This is a genomic window from Pseudomonas sp. NPDC078416, from assembly GCF_050268485.1.
In the GTDB taxonomy this organism is placed as follows: domain Bacteria; phylum Pseudomonadota; class Gammaproteobacteria; order Pseudomonadales; family Pseudomonadaceae; genus Aquipseudomonas.
Genome location: NZ_JBNNGV010000024.1, coordinates 41,479 through 57,544, shown reverse-complemented (window position 1 = coordinate 57,544; position 16,066 = coordinate 41,479). Strand labels below are relative to the sequence as shown.

At 62.8% G+C, this 16,066-nt stretch carries 11 protein-coding genes; 7 read left to right on the top strand and 4 right to left on the bottom strand.

Going from position 1 to position 16,066, the window contains the following annotated elements:
• Positions 1-167: 167 nt before the first annotated feature.
• Together ACQKEN_RS19190 and ACQKEN_RS19185 are read right to left on the bottom strand one after the other, a co-directional pair.
• The gene (locus ACQKEN_RS19190) at positions 168-1,019 is read right to left on the bottom strand and encodes a 3-hydroxybutyryl-CoA dehydrogenase (RefSeq protein ID WP_427687927.1); all 852 of its coding nucleotides are present in this window, start codon (positions 1,017-1,019) and stop codon (positions 168-170) included.
• Positions 1,020-1,031: 12 nt separating this feature from the next.
• The gene (locus ACQKEN_RS19185; RefSeq protein ID WP_427687925.1) at positions 1,032-2,216 is read right to left on the bottom strand and encodes an acetyl-CoA C-acyltransferase family protein; all 1,185 of its coding nucleotides are present in this window, start codon (positions 2,214-2,216) and stop codon (positions 1,032-1,034) included.
• 187 nt (positions 2,217-2,403) lie between these two features.
• Here ACQKEN_RS19185 and ACQKEN_RS19180 point away from each other — a divergent pair, with 187 nt between their 5' ends.
• Positions 2,404-3,432: an AraC family transcriptional regulator ligand-binding domain-containing protein gene (locus tag ACQKEN_RS19180; protein ID WP_427687923.1), complete on the top strand. Its 1,029-nt coding sequence runs from the start codon at positions 2,404-2,406 to the stop codon at positions 3,430-3,432.
• Positions 3,433-3,448: 16 nt separating this feature from the next.
• Here ACQKEN_RS19180 and ACQKEN_RS19175 read toward each other — a convergent pair whose 3' ends face one another.
• On the bottom strand, positions 3,449-7,003 hold the full coding sequence (locus tag ACQKEN_RS19175) for a glycosyltransferase family 2 protein (protein ID WP_427687922.1): 3,555 nt from the start codon (positions 7,001-7,003) through the stop codon (positions 3,449-3,451).
• Between the two features lie 493 nt (positions 7,004-7,496).
• Here ACQKEN_RS19175 and ACQKEN_RS19170 point away from each other — a divergent pair, with 493 nt between their 5' ends.
• The 6 genes from ACQKEN_RS19170 to ACQKEN_RS19145 all read left to right on the top strand — a co-directional run bounded on the left by ACQKEN_RS19170 (position 7,497) and on the right by ACQKEN_RS19145 (position 12,434).
• Positions 7,497-7,724, top strand: a complete 228-nt coding sequence (locus tag ACQKEN_RS19170; protein ID WP_237254702.1) for an acyl carrier protein — start codon at positions 7,497-7,499, stop codon at positions 7,722-7,724.
• 112 nt (positions 7,725-7,836) lie between these two features.
• Positions 7,837-8,907: an aromatic ring-hydroxylating oxygenase subunit alpha gene (locus ACQKEN_RS19165; RefSeq protein ID WP_427687919.1), complete on the top strand. Its 1,071-nt coding sequence runs from the start codon at positions 7,837-7,839 to the stop codon at positions 8,905-8,907.
• A complete protein-coding gene (locus tag ACQKEN_RS19160; protein ID WP_427687918.1) occupies positions 8,904-10,007 on the top strand; it encodes a ketoacyl-ACP synthase III in 1,104 nt (367 codons plus the stop codon). Before ACQKEN_RS19165 ends, ACQKEN_RS19160 begins: the two co-directional genes overlap by 4 nt.
• Positions 10,008-10,769: an SDR family NAD(P)-dependent oxidoreductase gene (locus ACQKEN_RS19155; RefSeq protein ID WP_427687916.1), complete on the top strand. Its 762-nt coding sequence runs from the start codon at positions 10,008-10,010 to the stop codon at positions 10,767-10,769.
• A complete protein-coding gene (locus tag ACQKEN_RS19150) occupies positions 10,766-11,407 on the top strand; it encodes an acetyltransferase (protein WP_427687914.1) in 642 nt (213 codons plus the stop codon). Before ACQKEN_RS19155 ends, ACQKEN_RS19150 begins: the two co-directional genes overlap by 4 nt.
• A 7-nt stretch (positions 11,408-11,414) precedes the next feature.
• Positions 11,415-12,434 carry a ketoacyl-ACP synthase III gene (locus ACQKEN_RS19145; RefSeq protein ID WP_427687912.1) on the top strand — a complete coding sequence of 340 codons (1,020 nt, stop codon included), beginning with the start codon at positions 11,415-11,417 and terminating at the stop codon, positions 12,432-12,434.
• Between the two features lie 57 nt (positions 12,435-12,491).
• On the opposite strand, the gene ACQKEN_RS19140 is transcribed toward ACQKEN_RS19145, so the two are convergent.
• A complete protein-coding gene (locus tag ACQKEN_RS19140) occupies positions 12,492-16,022 on the bottom strand; it encodes a glycosyltransferase (RefSeq protein ID WP_427687910.1) in 3,531 nt (1,176 codons plus the stop codon).
• Between the last annotated feature and the right edge of the window lie 44 nt (positions 16,023-16,066).

The following is a 16,066-nucleotide window of genomic DNA, read 5'->3' as shown; positions in this document are numbered from 1 at the left end:
CTGACTGCATGCGCATTCAATGTAGGAGCGCGCTTGCCCGCGATGGCGTCCTGTCAGTCACACAGATGCCACTGACGCACCGCAATTCGCGGGCAAGCGCGCTCCTACAGGGGATTGCGTCAAACGGGCAATTCGTGCCCGACCCACGTTTTTAGCGCTTACTTGCCTCAGTTATAGGTAAAAAACCCACGTCCGGTCTTGCGACCCAGGTACCCCGCCGCAACCATTTCCTTGAGCAGCGGCGCGGGGCGGTATTTGCTGTCGTTGAAGCCTTCGTTGAACGCTTCGACGATCGCCAGCAAGGTGTCCAGCCCGATCAGGTCCGCCAGCGCCAGCGGGCCGATGGGCTGGTTGCAGCCCAGGCGCATGCCGTCGTCGATGTCCTGAGCGGTGGCCAGACCTTCCTGCAGCACCAGAATTGCTTCGTTGATCATCGGCACCAGAATCCGGTTGACCACAAAGCCCGGGCGGTTGCCGGCGGTGATCGCCGTCTTGTTCAACCGCTCGGCCAGCTTGATTGCCGCGATGTGGGTGGTGTCCGCCGTCTGCAAACCGCGAATGACCTCGATCAGGTTCATCATCGGCACCGGGTTGAAGAAGTGCAGCCCAATGAATCGCTCCGGGTGTTCGACGCTGGCCGCCAGTTGCGTGATGGACAGCGACGACGTGTTCGACGCAATTACGCACTCGCGGTCGACATGGCTGGCGATCTGCTTGAGCAAGCGCAGCTTCAGCTCAAGGTTCTCGGTGGCCGCTTCGATCACCAGCTGCGCGCCGTTCAGCTGGCCGTAGTCAGTGGTGACGCTGATGCGCCCCAGGGCCGCTTCGGCGACCTCGGCCGCCACCGTCTGCTTGGTCACCTGCCGTTCGAGGTTCTTGCGCACGGTCGCCATGCCGCGCTCCAGTGCCGTGTCGGAAATGTCCAGCAGGGTCACGTCGAAACCCGCCACCGCGCAGACCTGCGCGATGCCGTTGCCCATGGTGCCGGCGCCGATCACGGCGATGTGTTGCATGCTCATCGACAAGCCTCCTTACACGCGTTCGAAGATGACAGCGATGCCCTGACCGCCGCCGATGCACATGGTCACCAGTGCATAGCGGCCCTGAATCCGGTGCAACTCGTGAATCGCCTTGGTGGCGATGATCGCGCCCGTTGCGCCCACCGGATGGCCGAGGGAAATGCCCGAGCCGTTCGGGTTGACCTTGGCCGGATCAAAGCCTAGCTCACGGGCGACGGCGCAGGCCTGGGCGGCGAAGGCTTCGTTGGATTCGATGACGTCCAGATCGGCCACGGTCAGGCCGGCACGTTCCAGCACTTTGCGGCTGGCCGGAATCGGCCCCAGGCCCATCATCGACGGATCAACGCCTGCATGGGCATACGCCACCAGACGCGCCATCGGCGTGAGGCCGTGCTCGCGGACCATGTCGCCATTGGCCATGACCAGCGCCGCCGCGCCGTCGTTCAGGCCGGATGCATTGCCTGCAGTGACGGTGCCGTCCTTCTTGAACGCGGTTTTCATGTTGTCCAGCTGCTCGGCAGTCACGTCGCCACGGACGTGCTCGTCCTGGGCGAAGGTCACGGTGCCTTTGCGCGTGGCGATCTCGATCGGCACGATCTGGCCCTCGAAACGGCCCTCGGCGATGGCGTGGGCCGCGCGCTGCTGGCTGGTCAGCGCCAAGGCGTCCTGATCGGCGCGGGTGATGCCGTAATGCTCGGCGATGTTTTCCGCAGTGATGCCCATGTGAATATTGGCGAACGGGTCATGCAACGCGCCCAGCATGTAGTCGTACGCCTGCACGTTACCCATGCGCGCGCCCCAACGGGCCTGGGGCATGATGTACGCGCCACGGCTCATGGATTCGGCGCCACCGGCCAGCACGGCCCGGGCGTCGCCGAGCATCAGGGATTGTGCCGCCGAGACGATGGCCTGCAGGCCCGAGCCGCACAGACGGTTGACGTTCATGGCGGGGGTTTCTTGGGTCAGGCCGGCTTCCAGGGCGATGACCCGGGAAAGATAAGCGTCGCGGACTTCGGTGGGGATCACGTGGCCCATGACCACATGGCCGATGTGTTCCGGTGCGATCCCCGATTTGGCCAGTGCGGCGCGGCTGACCTGAGTGCCCAGTTCGATGGGCGAGACCTCCTTGAGGGAACCGCCGAATCCACCGATGGCGGTACGCAGTGCGCTGACGACGAAAACTTCGGGTGTGCTCATGGGGACTCCTGATACGTATTGGAATTGTGGGGTGGCACCGCGAAACAGCGTTTCAGCCGGTGCTGACTGCGGGCAAGTCTAGATCGGCGTTCGGGACGGGCCTATGCCGAAACTGTCCAGATGGGCTGGCGTTCTTTACCATCAGCGCCTGATCCGTGGTGCACCATTCAAAAAGGGAAAGGCGGTCATGCGGGAAAAGGATTCAGTGTCGATCTACTTCGTCCAGTTGATCGTCCACGCGCTGCGCGACCAGCCGCTGCGTTTGCAGTCGGTTTTGCAGGCGGCGGAGATCGATATGGCGCTGCTTGACGACCCCACGGCGCGGGTCTCGGCCAGTGCGTTTGCGGCGTTGTGGCTGATTCAGATCAAGGAACTGGGCGACGAGTTTTTCGGCCTCGATTCCCACGGCATGCCCCTGGGCAGCTTTGCCCTGATTTGCCGGGGGCTGATTCAGGAGCCCAATCTGGAGAAGGCCCTGCGCCAGTGCCTGAGCAATTTCGGCCTGTTCCTGCGCGACTTTCGCGGCAGCCTCATCGTTCGCGGCTCGCGCGCCGTGCTCGCGGTGGACACCACCACGGACGACCCGGTCCGGCAGCGCTTCGGTGAAGAGACGTTTCTGCTGCTGATGATCAGCCTGTTGTGCTGGCTCGGCGGGCGCCGCATCAGCATTGATCGGGCACAGTTTCGCCAGCGCCGTCAGCGTCTCAGCGACGACTCACTGCTGTGGGGTTTCAACCTGAGTTTTGGCGAGCCGCGCACCGAGATCGAGTTTTCCAGCCACTACCTGCGTCTGCCGGTGGTGCAGTCGTTGCCGTCGCTCAAATCATTTTTGCGTACCGCGCCGCAATGGCTGGTCATTCGCTACCGCAACCAGCGCGGCCTCGCGGCGCAGGTCTATCAGCGCCTGCGCAACAGCCATTACGGACACTGGCCGACGCTGCTGGAAATGGCCGATGAACTGAAACTCAGCGCCACCACATTCCGCCGTCGGCTGGAGCGCGAGGGCTGCGCGTTTCAAGGGATCAAGGACGACGTCCGCCGCGGCATCGCCCAGCAGAAGCTGCGCGACACCGAACTGAGCGTGGTGGAGATCGCGTCCTTGGTGGGGTTTCAGGAGCCCAGCGCGTTTCACCGGGCGTTCAAGAAATGGACGGGGGAGAGTCCGGGCGGCTACCGCAAGAAGCAAACCGCCAACGACTCAATGACGGCGGATTGATGAGCCGCCACTGGCCTCAGGGCAGCCACGCTTTGCGCCAGGCCTGAACAGCCCCGTCGTCGAACATCCAGTCGCGAAGCACTTGTTTGCGTAAGTCGTCGCCGAGCAGCGCTGCGCTGGCCAGATCCATGGTGTGGGCACGAATCAGGTTGACCCAGGCCTCCAGGGTGTTGGGCACCCGCGTCACCGGCAAATCCCCCGCGTACGCGCGAACGTCGCTGCAGATCACCGGCACACCGCAGGCGCCGAGTTGAAGCAGGGTGATGTTGTTCTTGCAGGCGCCGAACAGGTTGTCCACCGCAGGCAGCAGCGCCAGGTCGAGGTTCAGGTCGGCGACGGCTGTGGCGTATTGCTCGGCGGGCGGCCGTTCGTGGGCTTCATGGACCTGGTCGCGCAGCACACCCTGGTCATCGCCCATGACCACCCACTCGACCTCATCGGCCAGGGTCTGGACCACGGTCAGCATCAAATGCAAGTCCTGCGGCTGCCAGCGGTCACTGACCAGCCCGACACGGGGTTTGTTGCCCGCACCACGGCGTGAGACGAGGTTGCCCCAGACCTGCGGCGACAACCGCGAGGGCAGCAATCTAACGTCCGCGTGAAACTCCCCGGCGATGTCGGCCAGTACTTGGGTCGAAGCGATCACGCGATGGGCCTGATGCAGGCTCTTCTGCAGCAGGTCGACGCACTCGGCATCGAAGGCGAACGGGTCTTCGCCTGGCGTACGGGAGCCCAGTTGCAGATCATTGATGTCGAGCACGACAAAGGCGTCCGGCAACAGCTGGGCGCGGGCGATGGTTTGCAGGTGATCGGCGTCGAGCCGGGCCTGAAACACCACGACGTTGGGTTTGAAGCGACCCTCCTGGGGAATCGACAGCGGCTGGCTGCTGAGCATGCCGTCCACAACACCGGCGGCTTGCAGCGTCTCGAAGGGCGCGATGACCCGTTCATGGGGCGAGGCCCAGAGGCCGGCGGGGTAGGCCAGCACCACCGGATCGCGGCGCCAGGCCATCGGCCGCCAGACCAGCGGCATGTTGAGTTCGAGCTCGACCGATTGCAGATCGAACGAAAGATTGCGGTTGAAAGCGCTGTCGTTCGCCAGGGTCGGCAGCCACTTGCGGTACATCGCCAGTTGCTCGCCGACGAAGCGCTTGCGCTTGGCCTGCTGGGTGGCGGTGTCGACGTGGGTCTGGCTGACGCTGCCCTCGTGGATCAGCACCGAATGGGGCGTCCAGACATTCAGGTAGCCGAGGGCGCCGACCTTCATGCACAGATCGACGTCGTTGTAGGACACAACGAAGGCCTCTTCATCCAGGCCGCCGACGGCCTCGTAAATCGAGCGGCGGACCATCAGGCACGCCGCCGTCACCGCGCTCAAGTCCTGATCCACCTGCACGCGCTGCATGTAACCCTGAATGTGTGCGGGCTCACCGATGTGTTGATGACCGGCCGGGCCGTCCATGCCCAGGCGCACGCCGGCATGCTGCATCCGCCCGTTGGGGAACAGCAGCTTGGCGCCGACCACGCCCACTTCAGGGCGCAGCGCATGATTGAGCAATTCGTCCAGCCAACGGCTGTGGACGATGGCGGTGTCGTTGTTCAGCAGCACCAGGTACTCGCCCCTGGCCTGGGCGGCAGCAACGTTATTGATACGCGAATAATTGAACGGGTGCGGGTAGCGCAGCACGCGCACCTGCGCCGAGCCCATCGCGTCGATGCGCGCCAGCCATTCGAGGGCTTCGGGGGTTTCGCTGTTGTTGTCGACGATCAGCACTTCGTAATTCAGGTAGCGGGTGCTGTGCAGCAGGGTTTCGACGCAGCGCTGCAGAAACGGCAGCTGATCCTTGGTCGGGACGATGATCGACACCAACGGTTGATCGGTGTGGCCGTACTGCACGTGGTAGCGGCGGGGCAGGGTGTGTTCGATGACCGCCTGGGGGTAGCCGCGCACCTGCAGATGGCGCTGCAGCGTCTCTATTTCGTGGGGATTATCGACCGCTTCCGGCAGGTCACAGACCACCAACGGCTCGCTGATGTGAATGATCCCCTCGGGGCCTTCACGCTCGAACAAACGCAAGATGACGTCAAACTCAGCGGCATCGGCGAAGCGCTCATCGAAGCCGCCGAGGTCCACCAGCGTCTGCCGCCGGAACAGCCAATGACCTGCCGTCAGCAGCGGATAACTCAGCAGGTAGTCGAGATTGAAATCCGGGCGCATGGCTGAACTCAGGCCACCCCGAGGCCGCCGGTGCATTTCATCGGCGAAGGCGGCGCGGGCGTCAGGGGATTCGAGCAACGTCAGCGCGCTGGCAGCGAGGCCGAACGGCGTGAATTGGGTACCGGCGTCGATCACGATCAGCCAGTCGAAACGCTGGGTTTCAACCACTTGGTTCAGCAGCGCGGCGGTGTTCGACTCGCCGATGGCAAGATTGGTCAGCCGAGGGCCGACTAAGGTGGCCGGCAGCTTGGTCGCGTCGGTCAACACCACCACGTTCATCGCGGCGTGCAGGGCGCCGTGGGAAGCGAGGCTGTCGAGGCTGCGCTGAACGTTCTCCGGGGCGTTGGCAACATCCTTGATCACCACCAACAGCGAAGGCGCACCGACTTCCGTCAGACGCCGATCAATCTGCGTCTGCTGTTCGGCCGTCGGGACGCGATGACCGAGCCAGGCCTCGACCTGCTGCGGGTTGAGCCGTTGCGGCAACGGCGCGGACAACTGCGCGAGCAGGTTGAAATCGGTGAAGCCCTGGGTTGCCGACAGCGGGCGAGCGCCTACCCAGCCGTTGTCCAGCGACGTGCTGGCCCAGCCGGCTTCACGGATCAGCCGGTGAAAGGCGGGCAGATGATCACTGTCCGTGCCAACAATTTCGATGCCCTGCTCGGTCAACTGCTGCGGCGCGATGCGCGTGCCCGTCAGCGTGGCCGGCAGCATGATCAGCTCGGCGTCGTGCAATAAGTGGGCGTACAGCGCCAGATTGCCCAGCGGGCCGACGGATTCACCGTTGAGGGAAAACAGATCGGCGCCCAACGCCAGCAGGTCGTCGCGGCGACACAGCACGCTGCTCAACTCCCCGATGAAATTGCAGGTGAACTCGCCGAGCAGCCCGACGACGTCGGGGCCATGGAAAACCGTGGGCTCGGTGACGCGAAAACGGGTCGCCAGACTCTCTTGCAGCGCCGCGCCCTCGGCGTTCAACCACTGGCGGTGCGCAGCCACCAGTGAGGCCTGGGGATCGACCTCCAGCGCCGCGACCATCTGCTGAATGCAGTCCGGCGCGAGAACAGCGTCACCCGCCATGAACTTGATGTACCGCCCGCAAGCGTCGGCAACGCCGCGGTTGAAACAAGCCTCGGCGCCCAGTGGAGACTCGTTGCGCAGGTAGCGAATCGGCCAACGGCACGACGCCCGGTACAGGTCCGTCACGGTTTCTGCCAGACCGTCGGTGGCGTCGTCGCAGATCACGATTTCGATCGCATCGTGGGTCTGCCCGATCACGCTGCGCAGCGCGGTTTCAAAAAACTCGGTGCGGCAGACAGCGATGACGACGCTGACCAGTCGTTGAGAATCCATGGGGGTATCCGTTAAATGAAAAAATCTGCCATGAAAATGACGCGCGCGGCATGAGCGACGGTTGAAGCAATATCCCGGCCAAGGGTCGCCCGGGCCCGTTCCGGAAATACGGAATGAAGAAGTTTGCGCCAGTCCAAAATGCGCCCTCGATGCGTATCCAGTGTAGGAGCGCGCTTGCCCGCGAAGGCGTCGGTACAGTCGGTAGAGGTGTGTCGGATGTACAGGCCTCTTCGCGGGCAAGCGCGCTCCTACACGGATCGGGGAATGACTCGGTTTCGGCGGCGGAGGCAATCGACGTAGCCGCAACAGCAGATCACATCCTGCCCGCGCCGTTTTTTTGTCTCTTTCCGATTCTGCCAACGCTGCCTGAAATCGCTGTGGCCCTTGTGAACTGTGGCCTGGCGCCTGCTTTTCGATCTTTGGTTCGGAACTTGCTTCTGCACGGATACGCATCGGCGAAGGCGTCCGATCAAGTTCTGTGGAGTGACGAGAGATGGTTGAGCAAGCAGTGGCACTGGAAGAGCAAGTCGTCGCGCTGATCGAAGAAGCGATGGAAGCCGATGAGGGCACCCTCAAGGTCGACCAGCCGCTGGACTGGGATTCGATTGCCCTGGTGACCTTCATGGCCCTGGTCGACGAGCGCCTGGAGAAAACCATTTCGGCTTCGCGCCTGAACAAGTGCGAAACCGTCCGGGACGTCATTACGCTGGTTTCGGAATAAATCCCGGCCTTGCGAATAAGCCTCTCATGACCGAAAGCGCTTCAACATCGGGGCCGCCATGTGGCCCTGGGTGTGGCGCCCTCAAGCGTGACCCCGTTTTCTGGACAGACTCATGACGTGCACAGCCTCACAACGGATCGCGCCGGATTTGGTGAAAGCCTACTGGCATCCGCTTTGTCTGAAGTCGCAGGTGGCCGACGACAAGGATTTTGTGCGCTTTAACGTGCTGGATTTCGAAGTCGTGGTGTTCAACGACGCGGGCAATCTGATCGCCTTCGACAACCGCTGCCCCCACCGGGGAACGCGGTTTTTCACCGAAGACGCCGGTCAGCAACGGATCCTGTGTCCCTACCACGGCTGGAATTACGCGGACGGCCAGTTGCGCATCCCGGACGCCAAGCGTTTCGTCGGTTGTGACATCGGCAGCGCCAGCCTGAATTTCTTCAAACTGGCGACCTGCGGCGAGCTGGTGTTTTTTGCCATCGAACCTCGCGCGTCGCTGCTTGAACAGTTGGGTCAGCACATCTTCACGCTGCTTGAGCAGACCACCCCGGATTTGAACAAGCCCTCGGATTTCAATCGCTACGCCTTCGAAGCCGACTGGCCGATTGCTTTGGAAAACGCCCTTGAGCCGTACCACATCCCCCTCGTGCACCGGGACACCCTCGCGACCCTGAAACTGGGCATCGGCGAGAATGTGTTCTACGGCGAGAATTCCATCTGGTACGCCCCGGTGGAGAACGAAAAGGTCGCCCGACGGCTGGAAAGCCTGTCGCGCTTCTTCGCCCCTCGGGAGGCCTACGCAGGGTACGTGAGCCTCTTTCTGTACCCGTTTTCGATGCTGTCCTCGACCTACGGCTATTCGTGGTCGATGCAGAATTTCTTTCCTTCTGCACAACCCGACCGGACCTGGTTCACCAGCCAGCTGTACCCGCTGCGTGCCGAGTCCGAGCGATACGACGAGATCGTGTCCACGTTCATGACGTCCACGGCCGAGAACAACCGGACCGTGTTCGAAGAAGATCACACCATCTGCAAGAGAATTCCTGGCGACACCTGGTCCTGGAATGCCCCGCGTTACTACAGCTCGCTGGAAGCCAAGCTTCTGCATTTTCGGGCGTCCTGCGCGGAGTGGGCACGACAGGCCGGTGCCGTCACAACGGTTGGCGAGGAACGGGTATGAGTAGCGTCACGGGCAATAGCGATGACGCAGTGCGCAGCATTGCCAACGTCAAAATCAGAGGCATCGCCTGTGCGCTGCCCAAGGCCGTGTCGGATGTCGCGGACCTGACCGGGCGCTTCGGCGACGAGAGCATCGCCAAGATCATGGCCAGCACCGGCATCGAACGTCGGCATGTGGTGCAGGACCAATGCACCTCGGACCTGTGTGTCGAGGCGGCCCAGCGTCTGTTGGCGGACCTGGACATCGACAAGACGTCCATCGACACGCTGATCTTCATCACCCAGACCCCGGACTACGTGCTCCCGGCCACCGCGTGCACCTTGCAACGGCGCCTGGGCTTGCCGGTCACCACCGCAGCGTTCGACGTCAATATGGGCTGCTCCGGTTACGTGTACGGGTTATGGATGGCGTCGGCGATGATCGCCGGTGGCGGCAGCCGACGCGTGTTGCTATTGGTCGGCGACACCATCAGCAAACTGGTGGCGCCGGGTGATCGCTCGGTGGCCGCGCTGTTTGGCGATGCCGGTTCAGCGACGTTGCTCGATTACGACGAAACCGTTGCCGGTGCGCCGTTCGTGCTTGGCACTGATGGCCGTGGCGAGAAGAACCTGATCGTGCCCGGCGGCGGGTTTCGTGACCGCAAGGGGGCCGATGGCTCCACCAGTGAAGACGATGTGCGTGGCCCGTTCGACCTGTACATGAACGGCACCGAGATCTTTGCCTTCACCCTGGCCCGTGTGCCGGGGCTGGTGCGCACCCTGGAAAAGCACGCGGAGGAACAGCAACGCGGCGTCGACAAATATGTGTTCCACCAAGCCAACCGCTTCATGCTCGAGCACCTGTCGAAAAAGACCAAATTGCCATCGGAAAAGGTCGTACTTAACCTGCAGAACGTCGGCAACACCAGCAGCGCGTCGATTCCCCTGGCATTGAGCCTCAGCGCGAACGCGGCCACGGCCGACAGTGGATCGATCCTGCACGGCCAGCACCTGCTCGCCGGTTTCGGCGTGGGGTATTCGTGGGCCGGGTGTGTTGTCGATCTCGACAACACCTGGATCAGCCCGCTGACGCTGGTCGGCACAGACAGTAGCGAGGCGTAAGTGCAGAGCAATCCTTTTTCCCTAGATGGCATGTCCATCCTGGTCACCGGCGCGTCTTCCGGGATCGGCCGTGACGTGGCGATCTGGCTGAGCCGGCAGGGCGCACGAATCGTCGCCGTGGCCCGTGACACTCAGCGCCTGGAGGAAACCCTCAGCCAGCTGCACGGCGAGGGGCATTCGGTCGAGGTGTTCGATTTTCTGGGTGGCGGCGATGTCTCTGCCTGGCTGAAAGCCCTGTCGCGCAACGGCTCGCCGTTCGACGGTCTGGTGCATGCGGCAGGCGTGCAGTTGCCGCTGCCGATTCGGGCCATGGGTCTGGATCACTGGGAAACCATTTTCGCCACCAACGTCACTTCAGGTTTTTCCCTGATCAAGGCGTTCAGGCAAAAGGGCGTGTGCCGCACCCCGTCAAGCATCGTCATGCTGTCGTCGGTCATGGCCCAGGTCGCTCAGCCCGCGTTGATCGGTTACTGCGCGAGCAAGGGCGCGGTCGAATCCATGGTTCGCGCCGCCGCACTGGAGCTGGCGCGGGAAGGTATCCGCGTCAACGCCATTGCGCCCGGCGTGATCAAAACTGAAATGGCGCAGAAACTCGAAGGCCTGGTCGGCGAAGACGCCATGGCCGCCATCGAACGCAAACATCCGCTGGGCCTCGGTCATCCGCTGGACGTGGCCTACGCCGTCAATTATCTGCTGTCACCGGCCGCGCGCTGGGTCACGGGTACGTCGCTGGTTGTCGATGGAGGTTACCTGGCCGAATGAACACCAAAAAACTCATTATCGTCGGCGCAGGCGGGCTGGGCCGGGAGGTCCATTCCTGGCTCAAGGACTGGGTCGAGCACAACCCGGATTACGTGATCGGCGGCTTCATCGATGACGGCAGCCTGTCCCTCAATCGCTTCAATCATTACGCCGACATCCTTTCGACCATCGACGCCTACGAACCGGCCGACGATGAGCTGCTGCTCTGCGCCATCGGCAAGCCCGCCGACAAGAAATACGTGGTGGAAAAGCTGCTGGCCAAGGGCGCATCGTTCTTCACGCTGATTCACCCCACGGCCATCGTTGGCGAGAACGTGACGATCGGGCGGGGCGTGCTGGTCTGCCCGTTTTCGGTGCTGTCGGTGGATCTGGTCGTTGGCGATTTCGTCACGATCAACTCGCTGTGCACCGTCGGCCATGACACCATCATCGGCCAGTTCTCGACCCTCAGCGGACACTGTGATCTGACCGGCGGCGCGGTGCTGGAAGACGAAGTGTTCCTCGGTTCGCGCGCCTCCGTGCTGCCCAAGGTGCGCGTCGGCAAAGGGGCTGTGGTCGGCGCCGGCAGCGTGGTGCTGCGAGCGGTCAAACCCGGCAGCGTGGTTTTCGGTGTGCCGGCCAAGTGCATCTCAGGATAAGAACGACATGCCTACCTACGCTCGAATTGCCGAAATCGAATACGAATTGCCCGAGCAGGTGCTCGACAACCAGATGCTGGCCGAGGCGTTTCCGGAGTGGGACGTCGACAAGATTTTCCAGAAGACCGGGATCAGCCAGCGGCACATCGTTGCCGAGGGCGAGACCGCGTCGGACCTGGCGTTTCGCGCCTGCGAAAAACTCTTCGCCAGCAGCGCCACGCCGCGAGAGCAGATCGACTGCCTGATCTACTGCACCCAAAGCCCCGATCACATGCTCCCGGCCACCGCCTGCATCCTGCAGCATCGCCTGCAACTGCCGCAGCACTGCGCTGCGTTCGATTTCAATCAGGGCTGTTCAGGGTTCATCTACGGGCTGGGCATTGCCAAAGGTTTCATCGAATCCGGGCAGTGCAAGAACGTGCTGCTGATCACCGCCGAAACCTACAGCCGTTACATCAACCCCCGAGACAAGAGCGTGCGCACGCTGTTTGGCGATGCGGCGGCCGCCACGTTGATCAGAGCGTCGGACGAGGAGGGGCCTTGCCTCGATCGTTTCCGCTACGGCAGCGACGGCGCCGGGGCGAACAACCTGATCGTGCCCATGGGCGCTGCCCGTCGGCCGTTCGATGCAGAACAGATGCCCATCGAGTACGAAGACGACAGCGGCAATGTCCGTTCGGACGCCGATCTGTACATGAACGGCCCGGCGATCTTCGAATTCTCCATGACCCGGGTGCCGGCCTTGTTCGCTTCACTGTTCGACGAGCAATTCACGGTCGAGCATTCCGATCTGTTCGTCTTTCACCAGGCCAACCAGTTCATGCTCGAAGCCCTGCGCCGCCGATTGAAGCTGGCGCCGGAGAAATTCATCACCGAATTCAAACACTGCGGCAACACGGTGTCGTGCAGCATTCCCATTGCGTTGAAGGAGTCCCTGAACAAAGGCCAAGTGCAGCCCGGCAGCGTGATCACGGCGGTGGGTTTCGGCGTGGGGTATTCGTGGGGTGGGTGCGTTATTCGCTGGTAAGTGATGAAGCTGTTCCACCGTACTCATAAAGGGCCCCATGAAGGCGCCCTTTTTAGTTCAGCGATCCAGCAACACCTGCTGCCAGCGCTGCAGATACACCTCATCCATCATCCAGTCACTCAGCACGCGCTGCTTCAACACTTGGCCGAGTCGTTTCGACTCGTCCAGATCGTTGAGGTGCCGGGCGATGGCGTCGGTCCAGGCGGCGGTTGTGTTGGGCACCCTTGTCAGCGGCAGATTATTGCGCAGGCCCTGCACGTCGCTGGCGATGACCGGATAACCACAAGCGCCGAATTCCAGCGCCAGGCGGCAGCTTCGGTGTTCGCCAAATACATCGTGACCGGCGGGAATCAGCGCAACGTCCAGGTCGAGACAGGCCAGCACGCCGGGGTATAAGACGCCTTCCACCGGGCTGCGCCATTCATGAACATAAGGGCGCAGTGCCTGCAGGCACGGACCCATGATGATCCACTCGACCCGGTCGGCGAAGGCTTCGATCACGTCCGCAATCAGCGCCAGATCGTTCACTTCCGCCTGCGTGCCGACCCAGCCGATCCGTGGCTTGTCATGGGGCAGCGAATGGCACTGCACCCGCCGCCAGTGTTCGCTCAACCGGGTTTCGATGACGTGAATGTGCGGATGCAACCCGCCCAACTCGTCCGCCAGCCCTTCGCTGGACACCACCACCTTGTCCATCAGCGCCAGACTGGCCTCAAGACTGGCACGCACCTGTTGCGCTGAAGGCGCGCCGGGCAATCGCTCGGCGGACGGCGGGTATTGATCCATGTCGCAGAGGCGCAGCGCCTGGCTGTGCGCCTTGATCGTGCGGATGTCGTCAAGGGACGCTTCGCCCAAGGGGCATTGGAGGATCACCGCTTCCGGGCGCAGGCGAGCGAACTCGCCGAGGGTCAGGACGTCCGGCACGGACACATGCTCGATCAACAGCGCGTCAGCGAGACTGTCCAGCGCACCGTTCAGGCGTTGGCTCGCCGGGCAGAGGTCGTTCAGGTGCGACAGCACGATCGGTACGGGCCGCCAGGTGAGCGGCCGCCAGGTCAGCGCGGTGTCGATTTCGAGCTGCAAGCCCTGGGCGCGGGCTGAAAAGTTGTCGTTGTACGCAGGGTCATGGGCGATGTACTTCAGCCATTTGCGGTAAAGCGCAGGGTTGGCCTGTTCGTCTGGCGCTTCGATTTGGGCAGTGTCGTGAATCCGGGCTTCGTGCAGCACCACCACGTGGGGCGTCCAGACGATCAACCGCCCGGACTCCTTCACCCGCAGGCACAGGTCGACGCCGCGATAGCGGTTGTTCAGCTCACCCTCGTCCAGCCCGTCCGCCGCTTCGAACAGGGTCCGGCTTATCATCAGGCAGGCGTCGCTGACCGCGCTGTAGTTCTGATCCACCGCCAGCCGCTGCATGTAGCCTTCGCTGGCGCCGCTCTGTCCGCTGAAGATCGAGGTGACAGGCTCGTGCAGGCCAAGGATCAGGCCCGCGTGGTGGATCGTGTTGTCCGGGGCGAGCAGTTTTGCGCCGACGACGCCGACTTCGGGCCGTTGCGCATGATTGAGCAGGTTGTCGAGCCAGTCGCCGTGCAACACGGCGGTACTGTTGTCGAGCAGCAACAGGTACTCGCCGGTCGCCTGGCGTGCGGCGTTGTTGTAGAGGGCCGAGCGGTCGAATTCGCCGGAGTGGCGCAGCACCCGCACCTGATCCAGGCCCATGGCCTCGACGCCGTTCAGCCAGTCAACGGCGTCCGGCATCTGGCTGTCGTTGTCGACGATGAGGATCTCGTAGTTCGGGTATGTAGTCTTTTCCAGAATGCTCTCGACGCAGCGCTGCAGCAGCAGGATCTGATCCCGCGTGGCGATGATGATCGACACCTTGGGCTGACCCGCATGGCCGTACTTGATCTGGTACTGCCGAGGGCGTGTCTCGATCACCTGGCCGTTTTCATAGCCCCGGGCGAGCAAATGTCGCTGCAGCGTTCGCCCTTCGTCAAGGTTCGGCTCGCGCGCTTGCGGGCGATAGGTGACGAGGGGCTCGGCGATGTGCTCAAGGCCGCCCATACCGTCGTGTTCGATCAGGCGAAGGATCAGGTCCAGTTCGAGGGCCTGAGGGTAATGCGGGTCAAACCGCCCGGCATCGATCACCGAGTAGCGGTTGAAGATCCAATGCTTGCTGGTCACTCCCGGGCAACTGAGCAGGTAGTCGAGGCTGAAGTCCGGGCGCAGCATGACTTCCGACGTGTCGTCCTGGGTCTGGGCGATTTCATCGGCGAACAGCGCCCGGGTGGTCGGGCCTTCGCTGATCTTGACCGCCGCCTTGAACAGCCCGGCGACATTCACCGTTGCGCCGGCATCAAGCATCAGAAACCAGTCGAACCCTTGTTCATCCATCAGCCGATTGAGCGGAGCTGCGCGGTTCTGTCCGGCGACGGGCACGTACACGGCCGGGTTGTCCGCCACTTGTTGCGGCGTGTCACGACTGCCGTCGTAGAGCACAAACACCCGTGGCGGCATCCAGCCGCGAGTGGCCGCCTCGACACTGACCAAGGTCTTGACCAGTGCCTGCGGGCGGTTATGCAGATCGGACACGATGATCGCGAAGGTCGGCGCGCCGTGGTGCTGCTGGAAGTACTGCACGATGTGCGGCTTCTGCGGCCCGGCGGGGCGACGCTGCCAGGCCCACTCCTGGATCTGGTCGTGGCGGACCTCCGTTGCCGACTTCTGCAAGAACCAGGCACGCAGATTGAAGGGGACGAAGTTTTCCCGGTCATGCAGCGGCGCTACCTTGACGTCGCCGTTGTCGGCCAGCGGGCGGAGCCATTCAAGCTCTTTGGTGATGCGGTAAAAGTTGGCGTGGCCTTCCTTGGCGATCTGCGGCGTGGCCCGCGCAATGCTGCTGCTCTGCGTGTCGGTCATGCGAAAGCGCGACAGCGGGCGGCCGATCAGCGCCAGATTGCCTTCACGCAGCAGTTTTACGTACAGGGTGATATCGCCCAGCCAGTGGATCGGCAGGCCCTTGAGCGCCATAAGGTCCTGACCATAGGCCAGCGCGCTGTCACGCCGGCACATCACCGAACTGGGTTCGCCCATGAACGTCAACGGCAGTTCCGACAGCAGCGCCACCAGCTCCGGCCCGTGGATGACTACGTCTTCCTTGAACGGGAACACCGTCAGCATGTTTTCCCGCAGAAACTCGCCGTTTTCGTTGATCAGGCGACGGGTTGCCGCCGCAAGGGTGATGTCCGGATGGCCATGCAGCAACTCGACCAGCGCACTGACACACTCGGGCTCCAGCAGGTCGTCATCGTAAAGAAACTTGACGTACTCGCCCCGCGCCTCCCTGACCCCGCGCGCAACGTTCAGCGCTTCGCCCAGCGAATGTTCGTTGAAGAAATAACGAATCGGAAACGGGCTTTCCGGCGTCAGCTCATCCACCAGCGCGCGAATGCCTCCGTCACGACAGTCGTCGCAGATCACGATCTCCAGCTGATCGTAGTCCTGCGCAAAAGCGCTGCGCAGCGCCGACTCGAAGTAGGTGGGTTTGTAGGCGGGAATGACGATGCTGACCAGGCGTGAAGCGCTCATCGGGTTACCTTGCGGCTGATTACGGGCGCCGGTTGACGCTCATG

Bases quoted from the DNA above. Each gene is read 5' to 3' on its own strand.
- ACQKEN_RS19190 (WP_427687927.1), bottom strand. From the start codon at position 1,019: ATGAGCATGCAACACATCGCCGTGATCGGCGCCGGCACCATGGGCAAC.
- ACQKEN_RS19185 (WP_427687925.1), bottom strand. From the start codon at position 2,216: ATGAGCACACCCGAAGTTTTCGTCGTCAGCGCACTGCGTACCGCCATC.
- ACQKEN_RS19180 (WP_427687923.1), top strand. From the start codon at position 2,404: ATGCGGGAAAAGGATTCAGTGTCGATCTACTTCGTCCAGTTGATCGTC.
- ACQKEN_RS19175 (WP_427687922.1), bottom strand. From the start codon at position 7,003: ATGGATTCTCAACGACTGGTCAGCGTCGTCATCGCTGTCTGCCGCACC.
- ACQKEN_RS19170 (WP_237254702.1), top strand. From the start codon at position 7,497: ATGGTTGAGCAAGCAGTGGCACTGGAAGAGCAAGTCGTCGCGCTGATC.
- ACQKEN_RS19165 (WP_427687919.1), top strand. From the start codon at position 7,837: ATGACGTGCACAGCCTCACAACGGATCGCGCCGGATTTGGTGAAAGCC.
- ACQKEN_RS19160 (WP_427687918.1), top strand. From the start codon at position 8,904: ATGAGTAGCGTCACGGGCAATAGCGATGACGCAGTGCGCAGCATTGCC.
- ACQKEN_RS19150 (WP_427687914.1), top strand. From the start codon at position 10,766: ATGAACACCAAAAAACTCATTATCGTCGGCGCAGGCGGGCTGGGCCGG.
- ACQKEN_RS19145 (WP_427687912.1), top strand. From the start codon at position 11,415: ATGCCTACCTACGCTCGAATTGCCGAAATCGAATACGAATTGCCCGAG.
- ACQKEN_RS19140 (WP_427687910.1), bottom strand. From the start codon at position 16,022: ATGAGCGCTTCACGCCTGGTCAGCATCGTCATTCCCGCCTACAAACCC.